The following is a 15,238-nucleotide window of genomic DNA, read 5'->3' as shown; positions in this document are numbered from 1 at the left end:
AAAGCGCTCTATGTGGCTTAGCTACCCGCGACCGTCATCCGCTCGATCAACACCGAGCCGGTTCGCACATTGCTGCGCTGCTCCAGGTCGTTCCCCACGGCGACAATCTGCCGGAACATGTCCTTCATGTTTCCAGCGATCGTCACCTCTTGGACCGGGAATTGGATCTCGCCGTTTTCTACCCAATAGCCGGCAGCCCCGCGAGAATAATCGCCGGTCACCATGTTCAGCCCACTGCCCATCAACTCGGTAACCAGCAAACCACGGCCCATGCGGCGAATGAGTGCTGCCTGGTCTTCATCACCATGGGTCACGAAAAGGTTATGCACACCGCCAGCGTTGGCTGTGCTGGGCATCCCTAGCTTGCGGCCCGAATAAGTGCTCAGCACGTAGGACACCAACCGGCCGCCTTCTACGAATGGCTTGGCGTAGGTCGCCAGGCCGTCACCATCGAAGCCCGCACTGCCCAAGGCACGCGGCAAATGTGGGCGCTCGTCCAGGGTCAGCCATTCGGGAAACAGCTGCTGCCCCATGGTGCCTTCAAGGAACGAAGACTTGCGATACAGGTTGCCACCAGACACCGCGGAGAGGAAATTGCCAAACAGCCCTCCTGCGAGCTCCGCAGCGAACAGCACCGGCACTTCACAGGTAGGCACCGGCCGTGCGCCCAAGCGGCTGGCGGCACGCTCGGCGGCCTTACGGCCGATGGACTCCGGCGAGGCCAGCAAATGCCCCTCACGGTTGACGTCGTACCAGTAGTCTCGCTGCATCTGCCCGCCTTCCTCGGCGATCATCACGCAACTGAGGCTGTGCCGGGTCGAAGCGTAGCCGCCGAGAAACCCATGGCTATTGCCGTACACCCGGCAGCCGCGGTGCGTTGACACCTGGCTACCGTCAGCATTGCGGATCAGGGGGTTGGCATCGAAGGCTGCGGCCTCGCAGGCCAAGGCCAGCTCGATGCTCGCCTCCGGGCTGATCTCCCAAGGGTGATAGAGGTCAAGGGCGGGTAAGGCCTTGGCCATTAGCGCGGCGTCGGCAAGGCCGGAGGCTCCGTCCTCAGAGGTATGCTTGGCGATCGCCAGCGCTGCCGCCACGGTTTCCCGGATGGCCTCAGGCCCGCTGGCCGAGGTGCTCGCCGAGCCCTTGCGCTGGCCCAGGTACAAGGTGATTCCAAAACCCTGGTCACGGTTGAACTCAACCGTTTCGACCTCGCGTTGGCGAATAGAGGTGGACAGCCCCTGCTCCAGGGACACCGCGACCTCACAGGCGCTGGCGCCCTGACGCCGGGCTTCGGCAATGATCTCTTCGACCTGCTGCTGCAGCAGCGGCAAGGCCTCGGGACCAACGCTTTGGACTGCTTTCATGGGATTCTCCACACTTCAAGACGGATCGCGGCAAGGGCCTGCGCTGGCCGGGCCGGACAATCGGCCCCCGACTGGTTATCATGGCGGCGTTTATCAGCGGACGGCCCCCATGGTTGATTCATACGACGACTCCCTCGGTGAGGGAAAAAGCAAGACCCAGGTCAAGCGCGAGCTCCATGCCTTGACCGAACTTGGCGAGCGCTTGACCACGCTCAAGCCGGACCTGCTCGCCAAGTTGCCCTTGACGGAGCCGCTGCGCCGGGCCCTCGAGGAAGCCCCCAAACATACGGCCAACGCCGCTCTCAAGCGGCACAGGCAATTCATCGGCAAGCTGATGCGCGACCAGGACACCGCCGCCATCTTCGAGCTGCTCGACCAGGTGGACGCCTCCACCCGCCAGTACAACGAGCGCTTCCATAACTTGGAACGCTGGCGCGACAAGCTGATCGGCGGCGACGACGCCGTGCTCGACAGCTTCGTGACCCAATACCCGGACACCGACCGCCAGCACCTGCGCTCGCTGGTGCGCCATGCGCAGCACGAGGCCACGCATAACCGCCCGCCCACAGCCAGCCGGAAGATCTTCAAGTACATCCGCGAGCTGGATGAACAGCAGCGCGGCCTGCGCTAGGCACGGCGAGCGTGGGTGGGTGGCTGAGCCTCACGCGCCAGTGCCGCCCACAGTAATGGCGTCGATTTTCAGCGTGGGCTGCCCCACGCCAACGGGTACTGACTGGCCATCCTTGCCACAGGTGCCCACACCGCTGTCCAGCGCCAGGTCGGTGCCCACCATCGATACCCTGCTCATGCATTCCGGACCATTGCCGATCAGCGTAGCGCCCTTCACGGGCGCGGTGATGCGGCCATCTTCGATCAGGTAGGCCTCGCTAGTGGAGAACACGAACTTGCCACTGGTGATGTCGACCTGACCGCCGCCGAGGTTGGCGCAGTAAAGGCCCTTCTTCACCGAAGCGATGATTTCCGCCGGGTCGTGCTCACCGGCGAGCATGTAGGTGTTGGTCATGCGTGGCATGGGCAGGTGCGCATAAGACTCGCGCCGGCCATTGCCGGTGGCGGCCGCGCCCATCAAACGGGCGTTGAGCTTGTCTTGCATGTAGCCTTTGAGAATGCCGTTTTCGATCAGGGTGGTGCACTGCGTGCGGGTCCCCTCGTCATCCACGCTCAACGAGCCACGGCGGCCCTGCAGGGTGCCGTCGTCGACGATGGTGCACAGGCTGGACGCGACCTGCTCGCCAACCCGGCCGCTGTAGGCCGAGCTGCCTTTGCGGTTGAAGTCCCCTTCCAGGCCATGGCCGACCGCTTCGTGCAACAGCACGCCAGACCACCCCGAGCCTAGCACCACGGGCAAGGTACCCGCCGGCGCGGGCTTGGCCTCAAGGTTTACCAGGGCCTGGCGCAGGGCCTCGCGGGCATAGCCCATGGCACGCTCTTCATCCACGAAGTAGCGGTAGTCGGTACGTGCTCCGCCGCCATGGCCGCCACGCTCGCGGCGGCCGTTCTGCTCCACGATCACGCTCACGTTGAAGCGCACCAGCGGGCGCACGTCCGCCGCCAGGCTGCCGTCCATCGCGGCCACGAGAATACGCTCCCAAACCCCAGCCATGCTTACGGTGACCTGCTGGATGCGGGGGTCCAGCGTGCGGGTATAAGCGTCGATGCGCTTGAGCAGCTCGACTTTTTCCGCGCGGGACAACACATCCAGCGGGTTGTCCGCCGCATACAGGGGGGCGAACGCCGGCGCGTGGAACGCTTGGACCTGCCCCTGCTGGCCGGCCCGGGAGATGGAGCGCGCGGCTTGGGCGGCAAGGCCCAGCGCTTCCCGGGTGATGGTATTGCTGTAGGCAAAGCCGGTTTTTTCGCCAGCCTGCGCGCGCACGCCCACGCCCTGGTCGAAGTTGAAGCTACCTTCTTTGACGATCCCATCTTCCAGCGCCCAGGACTCGGAAATCTGCGCCTGAAAGTACAGGTCTGCGGCATCGATGCCAGGGCCGGCCAAGTCGCCCAATACGCCGCCGAGGCTGTCGAGGGTCAACTCGCCGGGCGTCAACAGCTGTGCGCTGACCGTAGATAACATCTCGCTCATGTTCACTCCGCGAAAGAGGCAGGCCGCAACGCGCCCTGCGAGGAAAACCGCCGATGCGCCTGCACCGGCATACGCTCACGGATGGACGCCTGCTCGGCGACATCTCGTGAGCCTAGCAATACCGCTTCGCCCGTGGCCTGTTGCGCCAGCAGGCGCCCCCAGGGATCGACGATCGCCGCCTGCCCATGTGTGTGGCGCGGCCCTGGGTGCTCGCCGCCTTGGGCGGCCGCTAATACATAACACTGGGTCTCGATAGCGCGGGCGCGGATCAGCACCTCCCAATGCGCCAGGCCGGTGACCGCGGTGAAGGCCGAGGGCGCGCTGATCAACTCAGCGCCGGCCTCGCGCAGCTGGGTATACAACTCTGGGAAGCGTAGGTCGTAACACACACTCAGCCCCAAGCGCCCTACCGGCGTATCGGCCACTACCACATGTTGACCGTAGGCATAGTCATCGGACTCCCGGTACCGCGCGCGGTTGTCTTGCACATCCACGTCGAACAGGTGCAGCTTGTCGTAGCGAGCAGCGACGTGCCCCTGATCGTCCAGCAACAGCGAACAGGCACAAGGCTTGCCCTCTGGCTGGCCCTCAGGTGGCAACGGTAGCGTGCCGGCGACGATCCACAAGCCCAGGTCCTTCGCGCAACGGCGCAGGGCCGCGATCACTGGGCCCTCGCCGCGAGCCTCGGCCCGGGCAATGGAAGCGACATCGCGGCGGCCCATCGCGGCGAAATTTTCTGGCAACACGGCCAGGCGCGCGCCACCCTCGGCGGCCCGCTCGAGCAGTTGCCTGGCCCTCTCCAGATTCAGCGCCAGGTCGGTACCGCTGACCATCTGGGTTACCGCCAACTCCATGAATGCCTCCGTCGCGGATGGAAGGGATTACCTGGCATGCTAACCCACTGGCTCACAGCCGGCTAACTATCAGGGCCATCAATGGGATTTGTCGAACGGGCGGTCGAAGCTGAGCTTGGGCTCCTTCAAGGGGCCTTCTACCCGATATTTCACGCTCATCAGGCGGGAAACCCGATCACCCAGGAGTTTATCCACCAGAAACAGCGCACCCCCGATGGCTGGCGCGCCGACGATCAGTGCCGCTATCGGCAGGTTGTTGCTTACGGGAAGCGTAACCAGCAGCCGGGCGTCCACTCGGTCGGCGGCCATGTCTAGGGTGCCGTCGAGCTCGAGGTTGCTTGAAGGGCCGGTGAGGCTGATGGGCGTACGGGTTACATACACGCCTTCGCTGGCGGCCAGCTTGCCAGTGACCTTGTCGTAGCTCAGGCCGCGCCCCAGCAGGTCGGAAAAATCCAGCCGCAAGCGGCGCCCGATGGCATTGAAGTTAAGCAGGCCGAAGACTCGCAATGCCTGGGCGCCGCCCTCGACCTCGACGAACTGCCCCTGGTTGAGCGTTGCATCCAGGCTACCCGAGTAGCGCTTGGGCGAGGCCCATGCGGGTGAGCCGGGCCAGCGGCCATCCACATCCAGGGCGAAATCATGGCTGGTCACCGAAGGCGCGAAACGCCAGGCCTTGAGCACGTCGGCCAGATTGCTGCCATGCACCGCCCCCTTGAACCAACTGGTGCTGGCGCCAGGGCTGCCTTCCCAACCGCCATTGCCTTGCAGCTGCATGCCCTTGAGGCCAAGGTCCAGATCATTGAGGGCCAGCCCGCGATCGGTTGGCCGTAGCTTCAACGACCAAGCCCCGACCAGGTCGTCACCTTGCCACAGGCGAACGATGCGTACGTTGACCGCGGGAATCGCATGAGGGTCTACGTCGGCCAAGGGATCCGGGGTTTCGGGCGGCTCCGGGGCATTGGCGACCTCGGGCGGTGGCGCGGGCAGGTGGACTTCCTGCAGGTCGATGTCCAACGGCGCCGTGGCGCTGTCCGCGAGCGTCGCGGTCCCGGTAACTTGCGGGCTGTCGACGCGCAACGACCAAGCGTTCGAGGCCCGTTCCAGGCGCAGCCGAGCCTGTTCCAGCGATTGGCCGAAGGCGCTCAAATGGGCCACGGTCACGTCTGCCGCGCTCAGCGGCAGGGCGGCACCCGCACCGCCAGACGTGCCTGGGGTAGCCGTCGCGGCGGCTGGCATATAGCGATCCCGCACGGCTTGCCAGGCTTTAAGGTCGACCCAGTCCATGGCGCCGCGCACGCGCAGGCCGGTGGCGTCTGGCAACCTGGGTGTGCCGTCGCCCAACAGCAGTTCGCCTCGTCCCGCAGCCAGAGGGCTGGCGAACTGGCCGCTCGCGGGCTGGTAGATCAGGCTTGCCAGGCCGGCATAGCCAACCCTTAGCTGCCGCGCGTTGCCCTGCAAGCCCAGTTCCAGATGAGTCGGGCGGCTGTCGCCAGCCGCCTTGCCATAGGGCAAGGGCAAATCCACAGACGCGCCCTTGAGGTCCGAGTCGATACTCAACTGGCTGTCCTGGCCCAGGCTCAGCTTGAGCTGATAAGGGAATTCCCCACTGGCGGGCAGCGACTGCTGGTTACCTAGCCAGGTGCTGAGGGTCGCTACATCCATACGGCCATTCACGTTGACCTGAGTCAATGGCGCCGCGGTTTTGCCGGCGGCGTCCAGGCTGGCGGTAAAAGGCTTGCCCAACGCCTGGCCGCTGACCTCCTGGCCGGCAAGGCCCTTGTCCAGATCAAAGCGGAACGCGCCTTTGAGCTGGCTGATTTCAAGCGCAGGCTCGGCGATTTTCAACCGCGCGCCGCTGGTGTTGAAGTCCACTACCACCTTCGGTGGCAAACCATGGGCAAGGGGAATATCGAGGTCCACGGCGCCCCGCAAGGGGCCGTCACCTTCCCAACCCGCAAACAATTCGCCAGTGCCGATGGGCGCCGTCTGGAGAATCTTCACACCGTCGCTGAGCGGGCCCTCGAAGCCACCTTTGACGAATAACCTCGGCACCTGCCCCTCCGGGGCATGTGGCACCCTCACCTGCACGTCATTGACAGCGGTATCCAGCAGCCGGCCGCGGCTGGCGTCGATGCGTACGTCGCCGTCCTGGATATACACCTTGCCATCCACACCGGTCACCGCCGGCCAGCCTGGTTCGAAGGCGAGCGTGGCATCGCTTACGTCGAAAAACAACGTGAGGCTGCGCGCATGGTCCGGCGCCGCGTGGGCCAGGGAACCCTGGTACTGGAAGTAGCCTTCGTTGACCTTGCCCTGCTGGACCGCCGCGCGCAGCCAGTCCGCCACTTGCGGGCTGAGCGCCTCGGGAAGGTATTTGGGGGTATAGCGGCCATCGCCATCATGCAAGCCGACCCGCAGGTCCATGTAAGGCTCCAGGCCTTCGCCAAAGGGCAAGCGAATCATGAAGTCGGCGGCTATCTTGCCCTCCTCCCCCAGCACCTGGATCACTGGCGCCACCAGGCTGAACCCCTCGCTGTTGAGCTGCCAGGTCAAGCGGGCATGGGCCTGCTGGTAATGCCAAGGCTGTTTGAAGATCGGCCACAGGAACAACATGAAGTTGTCGCTCGCCAGGCGCAGCTCGCCCTGGCCGAGATCGCCACTGATGCTGCCGCTGACGTTGGCCGCGCCCGGGGCGTTGTGATAGGGCTCGAAGGCGACCTGTTCCAGGTTGGCGGCGAATGCCAGGCGGCGATCGCCTTGCTCGTGGGGGCTCACCGTTACCTGCACGTTACGCAATGCACCGGTGGGCTTGAGGCTATCTACCGCCAACGCGGCTTTCTCCGGCCAGGGGGCATAGGCGTCGAGCAGCGGCAGCAGGGGCGCCAGCTCGATCCGGCTGGCCTGCAGTTGCCACTGGTCGCCGGCCTGCGATGCCTTGAGGGTGGTTTCCCAGCGTTGGCCGCCCAGGCTCATGGCCAGCGGTTGCGCCACCGCCTTGTAGCCCTCGCCGTCGCGCTGGACCCAAGCGTTAAGCGCGAGGTCGTCCAGCGGCGCCGCGGCGCGGCCAGTGATGCCGCCCTGGATGTGCGGCGCATTCAGCCGCAGCGTCGCGGTCTCGAGGCGCCGTTGCGCCCAGTCGAGCCACAGCTCACCGCCCGCCTGCAGAGCGTTAAAGTGCCACTGCCCGGTCATCCCGGCCGGCAGCCAGCGGGCCCAGTCGCTTTGCGGCAGGCTCAGGTACGCCTGCACGGTAGCCGCGCGCCAGTCTGCCTCGGGTACGCGAGCCTTGAGTTGAGCAGCGACCGGCTTGCCATCGGGCAGGTTGAAGCGTAGGTCCAGGCGCTCCTCGCCCAGCGTTGCACGCAGGCTCAGGCCCAGATAGGTGAAGGCAAGGGGATCTTGCTGCCAGGGCTTGAGGATCAGTTGGCTATCCAACAGGGTCAACTCGCCCAACTGGCGCAACCGGGCAAAGGCCTGGCCCGGGTCAAGGGGGGCGTCGTCCTGTCGCCGGGGCAGCCCCTGCAGCGCCCACTGGCCATCGCTGCCTTGCTCCAGCGTCAACTGCAGCCCCTCGACCTGCAGCGTGGCGATGTGCGGCTCCAGGCTAACGAGGCTGCGCCATATGCCGGGGACCGCCCTTACCCGGTCCAGGTGCAGCGCACCGGGGCCGCTGCCCAGGGTCACATCTCGCGCCACCAGCACGGGAGCCAGACCGCCCCAGGCGCCCTCCAACCTGCCAATCTCCACCGGCATGCCGAGGGCCTGGCTGGCCCTGCTGGCGAGCACCGGGCGGTAGTCATTGAGCATCGGCAACAGCTGCCGGCCCAGGCTTACATAAAGTGCAAGCAAGATCAGGCACAAGGCGCACGCGCCGAGGCCCCAGCGAACGAGCGCGCCTACAACCTGTGTCAAACGCGCCATGCATCAGCCCTTGTACCGTTAAGCGAATGAATCAGAGCAGCACCACGTCGTATTGTTCCTGCGAATACATGCTCTCGACCTGGAAACGAATCGTGCGGCCAATGAACGCCTCCAGCTCCGCCACATTGCCCGACTCTTCGTCGAGCAGGCGATCGACGACCTTCTGGTTGGCCAGCACCCTGTAGCCCTCTGCTTGATAGGCGCGGGCTTCGCGCAGGATCTCGCGGAAAATCTCGTAGCAGACGGTTTCCGGGGTTTTCAGCTTGCCCCGCCCCTGGCAGCACGCGCAGGGCTCGCATAGCACCTGCTCGAGGCTCTCGCGGGTGCGCTTGCGGGTCATCTGCACCAGCCCCAGCTCGGTGATGCCGATGATGTTGGTTTTCGCGTGATCGCGCTCGAGTTGTTTCTCGAGCGTGCGCAATACCTGGCGCTGGTGCTCCTCGTCTTCCATGTCGATGAAGTCGATGATGATGATGCCGCCGATGTTGCGCAGCCGCAGCTGCCGGGCAATCGCGGTGGCCGCCTCCAGGTTGGTCTTGAAGATGGTTTCCTCAAGGTTGCGATGGCCCACGAAGGCCCCGGTGTTGACGTCGATGGTCGTCATGGCTTCGGCCGGGTCCACCACCAGGTAGCCACCGGACTTGAGCGGCACTTTGCGCTCCAGCGCGCGCTGGATTTCGTCTTCTACCGCATACAGGTCGAAAATCGGCCGCTCGCCGGGGTAATGCTCGAGCCTGTTGGCGATCTCGGGCATCAGCTCACCGACGAACTGGGTGGTCTTCTGGAAGGTTTCACGCGAGTCGATGCGGATCTTTTCGATCTTCGGGTTGACCAAGTCCCGCAGCGTGCGCAGGGCAAGGCCCAGGTCTTCGTAGATCACCGTGGGCGAACCGGCGGTCTTGATCTGCGTGGCGATCTGGTCCCAGAGCCTTCGCAGGTAGCGGATGTCCATGAGGATCTCTTCGGCCCGCGCGCCCTCGGCGGCAGTGCGCAGGATAAACCCACCGGTTTCCTGGATACCTTCCTTTTCGATGCAGTCGCTGACGACCTGCTTGAGGCGCTCGCGCTCGGCTTCTTCCTCGATCTTCAGCGAGATACCCACGTGGCTGGTGCGTGGCATGTAGACCAGGTAGCGCGAAGGGATGGACAACTGAGTGGTCAACCGCGCGCCCTTGGAGCCGATCGGGTCCTTGGTGACCTGCACCACCAGGCTTTGACCTTCGTGCACCAGCGCGCTGATGGTTTCTACCGCCGAGCCTTCTCGCAGGGAGATCTCAGAGGCGTGAATGAAGGCCGCCCGTTCAAGGCCGATGTCGATGAACGCTGCCTGCATACCGGGCAGCACTCTCACTACCTTGCCTTTGTAGATGTTCCCGACGATGCCGCGGCGTTGGGTGCGCTCTACGTGCACCTCCTGCAGTACACCGTTCTCCACCACGGCCACCCGGGACTCCATCGGCGTGATGTTGATGAGGATTTCTTCGCTCATGACTGGCTCTCGTCAGGATGGTTGCCCCATGATGCCCGGACTGGCGACGCGGCGCGACGCCAGTGTAGGTTCACGGGCTTACATTCGCTTGCCAGCAGGCGATGCCGAAGCGGGACAAGAGGGCCGCCGTTTCACACAGGGGCAGCCCGACCACAGCCGAATAGCTCCCCTTCATGGCTTCGACGAACACCGCGCCCAGGCCTTGGATGGCGTAGCTACCGGCCTTGTCCACGGGCTCGCCGCTGGCCCAGTATGCGTGGATCTCGTCGGCGGCGATGTGTCGAAAGCGTACCTGAGTGCCCACGCAAAGGACCTCGCTGCGTGCCTCGGTGCACAGCGCCACGGCGGTGAGCACCAAGTGCTCGCGGCCGCTGAGCGCGGCAAGCATGCGGGCTGCGTCGCCGCCGTCATGCGGCTTGCCGAGAATCTGCCCGTCGAGGATAACCGCGGTGTCCGCGCCGAGCACCACGGCGCTGGCAGGTGCCGCTGCGAGGCCGGCGGCTGCTTTCGCCGCGGCCAGCCGCAGCACATAGGCCTCGGCGGCCTCACCCGGCAGGGGCGTTTCGTCGATGCCCGCGGGCACGCAGGTGAACGGCACCCCGATCTGCGTCAGGAGCTCGCGCCGGCGAGGGGAGCCAGAGGCCAGGAACAACGCAGTCATGTGGACAACTCCTTTTGTCGACGGGCGGCTTCAGTTGATGTTGAAGCGCCGGCGTAGGCCGCGCAGGCCATAGCTGATCCAGGGCCAGAGCAGCGCGCTGACCACGGCGGGCAGGACCAGCGCCAACGTTGGCTGACGATTGCCGGTGAGCGCGCTCAGCCATAGCTGTACCAGCTGGGTAACGCCCAACACCACGAAGATCACCAGGCTCTGCTGCCACATGGGGAACATACGCATGCGCTGCTGCAGCGAAAGCATAAGGAAGGTCGTGAGGGTGAGGATTAGCGCGTTCTGCCCCAGCAGGGTGCCGTAGAGCACGTCCTCGGCCAAGCCCAGCACCCAGGCGGTGGTCATGCCGACTTTCGCCGGAACGTTGAGGCACCAGAACGCCAGCAGCAGTGCCAGCCACAGTGGCCGCAGCACCTCCATGAATTGCGGTAGCGGGGAAACGCTCAGCAGCAGACCGATGGCGAAGCTCAGCCAGATGATCCAACCGTGATTGCGCCGGGTATTGACCATCAGTGCGCTCCTTCCGGGGTGGCGGGGGCAGTGCGCGCCGGGTGGCTGGCCGGGCTAGGTGCCCGTGCCGGAGCCGCGGGAGCTGCAGCGGCGGGGCGCGGCGACGCGGCGGGCGTTGCCGGGGCCGGATGGCCAGCGGGGGCGGACGCATGCGTTGGAGTGGCAGGCGTGCTCGTGGCCGGGTGGGCTGCCGCCGGGGCTGGCGAGTGCGGCTCGTGAACGGCGCTGGCGGCGGCCGGGGCTGGTGTTGCTGGCGCAGGGGCCGATGTTGCGCCGGCGCCCTCCTCTGCCTGGGCGGCATCGGACGCCCGCTGCTCCGGGGTCCGGCCATCGGAGAACACCAGCAGCACATACCGGCTGCGGTTCAACGCGGCCGTGGGAACCGCCCGGACGATCGCGAACGGCTGGCCGGAGTCGTGGATGACTTCCTTAACGGTCGCTACCGGGTAGCCGGCGGGGAAACGCTGGCCCAGGCCCGAACTGACCAGCAAATCGCCTTCCTTGATATCGGCGGTATCGGCCACATGCCGCAGTTCCAGCCGTTCCGGATTGCCTGTGCCGCTGGCGATGGCCCGTAGGCCGTTGCGATTGACCTGCACCGGAATGCTATGAGTGCTATCGGTGAGCAGGAGCACCCGTGAGGTATAGGGCATCAGCTCGACCACCTGGCCCATCAACCCCCGGGCATCGAGCACCGGTTGGCCCAGGGACACACCGTCGCGCTCCCCTTTGTTGATCAGGATGCGATGGGTGAAAGGGTTCGGGTCCATGCCGATCAGCTCGGCCACCTCCACCTTCTCGTTCACCAACGTGGATGAGTTGAGCAGCTCACGCAGGCGCACGTTCTGCTCGGTCAAAGCCGCCAGCTTTTGCAGGCGACCTTGCAGCAGCAGCGCTTCGGTCTTGAGCTTCTCGTTCTCGGCGATCAGCTCAGTGCGGCTACCGAACTGGCTGGCCACGCCCTGCCACAACCGCTGCGGCAGGTCGGTGATCCAGTAGGACTGCATCAGCACCAGCGACATCTGGCTGCGCACGGGCTTGAGCAGCGTGAAACGAGCGTCGACCACCATCAGCGCGACCGACAGCACGGCCAGCACCAACAGGCGCACACCCAGAGAAGGGCCCTTGGCGAACAGCGGTTTAATGGGCTGTTCCTCCTAGGCATGGGGACGAAAGGTCAGTCATGGATCGACGCCGCGAAAATACGGAGAACACGCAAAACGCCCGGCTGCGACAGCAACACCGGAAGGTGTCACTGTAAACCACCGGGCGCCACCCTGGGCTTTGTACGAAACGTGACGCCTCTCGTACAGCCCTATGGATCATTCGCTGGAGAGCAGATCCATGGTGTGCTTGTCCATCATTTCGAGCGCACGGCCACCGCCCCGGGCAACGCAGGTGAGCGGGTCTTCGGCGACGATCACCGGCAGGCCGGTCTCCTGGGCGAGGAGCTTGTCCAGGTCACGCAACAGCGCGCCACCACCGGTCAACACCAGCCCGCGCTCGGCGATGTCCGAGGCGAGTTCCGGTGGAGACTGCTCCAGCGCGCTCTTGACCGCCTGAACGATGGTAGCGAGCGACTCTTGCAAGGCTTCGAGCACTTCGCTGGAGTTGAGCGTGAAGGCACGCGGCACCCCTTCGGCCAGGTTGCGGCCACGCACGTCGACCTCGCGGACTTCGCCACCCGGGTAGGCGGTGCCGATTTCCTGCTTGATGCGCTCGGCGGTGGATTCACCGATCAGGCTGCCGTAATTGCGCCGTACATAGGTCACGATGGCTTCGTCGAAACGGTCGCCACCTACCCGTACGGATTCGGCATATACCACGCCGTTCAAGGAGATCAGCGCGATTTCCGTGGTACCACCGCCGATATCGACGACCATCGAGCCGCGGGCTTCCTCGACCGGCAGGCCGGCGCCGATCGCGGCGGCCATCGGCTCCTCGATGAGGAAGACCTCACGGGCACCGGCGCCCAGGGCGGATTCACGAATGGCCCGGCGCTCGACCTGGGTCGATTTGCACGGCACGCAGATCAGCACCCGAGGGCTGGGCTGCAGGAAGCTGTTCTCATGAACCTTGTTGATGAAGTACTGAAGCATTTTTTCGCACACGCTGAAGTCGGCGATCACGCCGTCCTTCATCGGACGAATGGCTGCAATATTACCCGGGGTGCGGCCGAGCATGCGCTTGGCTTCGGTTCCGACGGCCACAACGCTCTTCTGGTTGCCGTGCGTACGGATGGCAACCACCGAGGGCTCATTCAGGACGATACCGCGCTCACGCACGTAGATAAGGGTGTTGGCCGTTCCCAGGTCGATGGACAGATCGCTGGAAAACATGCCACGCAGTTTCTTGAACATGGAGAAGTGACCCTGGCAACGCGTGGGTAAAAAAGTGCGGCAAACTCTAACAACGGCGGGGATTTTGGGCAAGGCGCCAATATGTTAAATTGGCTGTTTTTCCGGGCACACAGCCCCACGATCGCGGCGCTGTGACCGCGCTTTCGCGACTGTGTTCCCCGCCGGGCCGAACGATTCCGCCTGGTTTTCCCCTGGAGATCTCCCCCATGGCGCTCGAACGCTCCGACGTGGAAAAGATCGCCCACCTGGCCCGCCTCGGGCTGAGCGAGGCCGATCTTCCCCCCACCCTTGACGCTCTGAACAGCATTCTGAGCCTCGCCGACCAGATGCAAGCGGTGAACACCGAGAACATCGCGCCCCTGGCCCACCCGCTGGAAGCCAGCCAACGCCTGCGCGCCGATCAGGTCACCGAACATAACCAGCGCGACGCTTACCAGGCCATCGCACCGGCCGTCGACAGCGGCCTGTACCTGGTACCGAAAGTCATCGAGTAAGGGAAAACTGCCTGCCATGCATCAACTGACCCTGGCCGAGATCGCCCGCGGCCTATCCGCCAAGCAATTCTCCTCCGAAGAGCTGACCCGCGCCCTGCTCGCTCGCATTGAGGCGCTAGGCCCACGCCTCAATGCCTTCATCACCGTGACCGAGGACCATGCCATCGAGCAGGCGCGTGCCGCCGATGCCCGTCGCGCCGCTGGCGAGAATGGCCCGCTGCTGGGCGCGCCGTTGGCCCACAAGGACCTCTTCTGCACCCGCGGCATCCGCACCAGCTGCGCGTCGCGCATGCTCGATAACTTCCAGGCCCCCTATGATGCGACCGTGGTGGAGAAACTCGCCGCCGCCGGCACCGTGACCTTGGGCAAGACCAACATGGACGAGTTCGCGATGGGCTCGGCGAACGAAAACAGCCACTACGGCCCAGTGCGCAACCCATGGCAGCTGGATCACGTGCCCGGCGGTTCCTCGGGCGGCTCTGCGGCGGCCGTGGCCGCGCGCCTGCTGCCGGCGACCACCGGCACCGACACCGGTGGTTCGATCCGCCAGCCGGCGGCGTTCACCAACCTCACGGGGCTCAAGCCGACTTACGGCCGGGTGTCGCGCTGGGGCATGGTCGCCTATGCCTCGAGCCTGGACCAGGCAGGCCCGCTGGCGCGTACGGCCGAAGACTGCGCCTTGATGCTGCAAGCCATGGCCGGCTTCGATCCTAAAGATTCCACCAGCATCGATGAGGCAGTGCCAGACTACAGCGCCACCCTGAACGACTCGCTCCAGGGCCTGCGCATCGGCGTGCCGCGCGAATACTTCGGCGCCGGGCTGGACCCACGCATCGCCGAACGGGTAGAAGCCTGCATCGCGGAGCTGGAAAAACTCGGCGCGGTGATCAAACCCATCAGCCTGCCGAACATGCAGCATGCGATCCCCGCGTATTACGTGATCGCTCCTGCCGAAGCCTCTTCCAACCTGTCCCGCTTCGATGGCGTGCGCTTTGGCTATCGCTGTGAAAACCCGCTGGACCTCACCGATCTGTACAAGCGCTCCCGTGGCGAAGGCTTCGGCCCGGAAGTGCAGCGGCGCATCATGGTGGGCACCTATGCCCTTTCCGCCGGCTACTACGACGCTTACTACCTCAAGGCCCAGCGGATTCGCCGGCTGATCAAGAACGACTTCATGGCGGCCTTCCAAGAGGTGGACGTGATCCTGGGCCCGACCACGCCCAACCCTGCGTGGAAGCTGGGCGCCAAGAACAACGACCCGGTCGCGGCGTACCTCGAGGACGTGTACACCATCACCGCCAACCTGGCCGGGCTACCGGGGCTATCGATGCCTATGGGCTTCGCCGACGGCTTGCCGGTGGGTGCGCAGCTGCTGGCGCCGTATTTCCAGGAAGGGCGGCTGCTGAACGTCGCGCATCGCTACCAGCAGGTCACCGACTGGCACCGCCAGTCGCCCGAAGGGTTCTGAGGAG

12 protein-coding genes are annotated in these 15,238 nt (G+C 65.1%); 3 read left to right on the top strand and 9 right to left on the bottom strand.

The window, feature by feature from the left end; genetic code table 11:
- Positions 1-17: 17 nt before the first annotated feature.
- On the bottom strand, positions 18-1,364 hold the full coding sequence (gene pmbA, locus OGL93_RS00815) for a metalloprotease PmbA (RefSeq protein ID WP_263260397.1): 1,347 nt from the start codon (positions 1,362-1,364) through the stop codon (positions 18-20).
- 109 nt (positions 1,365-1,473) lie between these two features.
- Between pmbA and yjgA the strand changes: the two genes are divergently transcribed.
- Positions 1,474-1,995: a ribosome biogenesis factor YjgA gene (yjgA, locus tag OGL93_RS00810; RefSeq protein WP_263260395.1), complete on the top strand. Its 522-nt coding sequence runs from the start codon at positions 1,474-1,476 to the stop codon at positions 1,993-1,995.
- Positions 1,996-2,025: 30 nt separating this feature from the next.
- Here yjgA and tldD read toward each other — a convergent pair whose 3' ends face one another.
- From tldD to mreB, 8 genes are all read right to left on the bottom strand, one after another.
- The gene (tldD, locus tag OGL93_RS00805) at positions 2,026-3,468 is read right to left on the bottom strand and encodes a metalloprotease TldD (RefSeq protein WP_263260394.1); all 1,443 of its coding nucleotides are present in this window, start codon (positions 3,466-3,468) and stop codon (positions 2,026-2,028) included.
- 2 nt (positions 3,469-3,470) lie between these two features.
- On the bottom strand, positions 3,471-4,322 hold the full coding sequence (locus tag OGL93_RS00800; protein WP_263260393.1) for a carbon-nitrogen hydrolase family protein: 852 nt from the start codon (positions 4,320-4,322) through the stop codon (positions 3,471-3,473).
- A gap of 78 nt (positions 4,323-4,400) precedes the next feature.
- Complete coding sequence (locus OGL93_RS00795; protein ID WP_263260391.1) at positions 4,401-8,243, bottom strand: YhdP family protein; 3,843 nt, start codon at positions 8,241-8,243, stop codon at positions 4,401-4,403.
- Between the two features lie 31 nt (positions 8,244-8,274).
- Positions 8,275-9,732 (bottom strand): ribonuclease G, encoded by a 1,458-nt coding sequence (gene rng / locus OGL93_RS00790; RefSeq protein WP_263260390.1) that lies wholly within the window; start codon positions 9,730-9,732, stop codon positions 8,275-8,277.
- A gap of 70 nt (positions 9,733-9,802) precedes the next feature.
- A complete protein-coding gene (locus OGL93_RS00785) occupies positions 9,803-10,393 on the bottom strand; it encodes a Maf family protein (RefSeq protein ID WP_263260388.1) in 591 nt (196 codons plus the stop codon).
- Between the two features lie 30 nt (positions 10,394-10,423).
- A complete protein-coding gene (mreD, locus tag OGL93_RS00780; RefSeq protein WP_263260386.1) occupies positions 10,424-10,912 on the bottom strand; it encodes a rod shape-determining protein MreD in 489 nt (162 codons plus the stop codon).
- Positions 10,912-12,048, bottom strand: a complete 1,137-nt coding sequence (gene mreC, locus OGL93_RS00775) for a rod shape-determining protein MreC (protein WP_263261085.1) — start codon at positions 12,046-12,048, stop codon at positions 10,912-10,914. The genes mreD and mreC overlap by 1 nt, the downstream gene beginning before the upstream one ends.
- A gap of 186 nt (positions 12,049-12,234) precedes the next feature.
- Positions 12,235-13,272, bottom strand: a complete 1,038-nt coding sequence (gene mreB / locus OGL93_RS00770; RefSeq protein WP_168083969.1) for a rod shape-determining protein MreB — start codon at positions 13,270-13,272, stop codon at positions 12,235-12,237.
- Between the two features lie 206 nt (positions 13,273-13,478).
- Here mreB and gatC point away from each other — a divergent pair, with 206 nt between their 5' ends.
- Together gatC and gatA are read left to right on the top strand one after the other, a co-directional pair.
- Complete coding sequence (gene gatC / locus OGL93_RS00765; RefSeq protein ID WP_263260383.1) at positions 13,479-13,766, top strand: Asp-tRNA(Asn)/Glu-tRNA(Gln) amidotransferase subunit GatC; 288 nt, start codon at positions 13,479-13,481, stop codon at positions 13,764-13,766.
- Positions 13,767-13,782: 16 nt separating this feature from the next.
- Positions 13,783-15,234: an Asp-tRNA(Asn)/Glu-tRNA(Gln) amidotransferase subunit GatA gene (gatA, locus tag OGL93_RS00760; RefSeq protein ID WP_263260382.1), complete on the top strand. Its 1,452-nt coding sequence runs from the start codon at positions 13,783-13,785 to the stop codon at positions 15,232-15,234.
- Positions 15,235-15,238 lie beyond the last annotated feature (4 nt).

Origin of the sequence: Pseudomonas sp. RIT-PI-S (assembly GCF_025642975.1) — a bacterium.
Classification (GTDB): Bacteria; Pseudomonadota; Gammaproteobacteria; order Pseudomonadales; family Pseudomonadaceae; genus Aquipseudomonas.
This window is presented reverse-complemented; position numbering and strand designations above follow the sequence as displayed.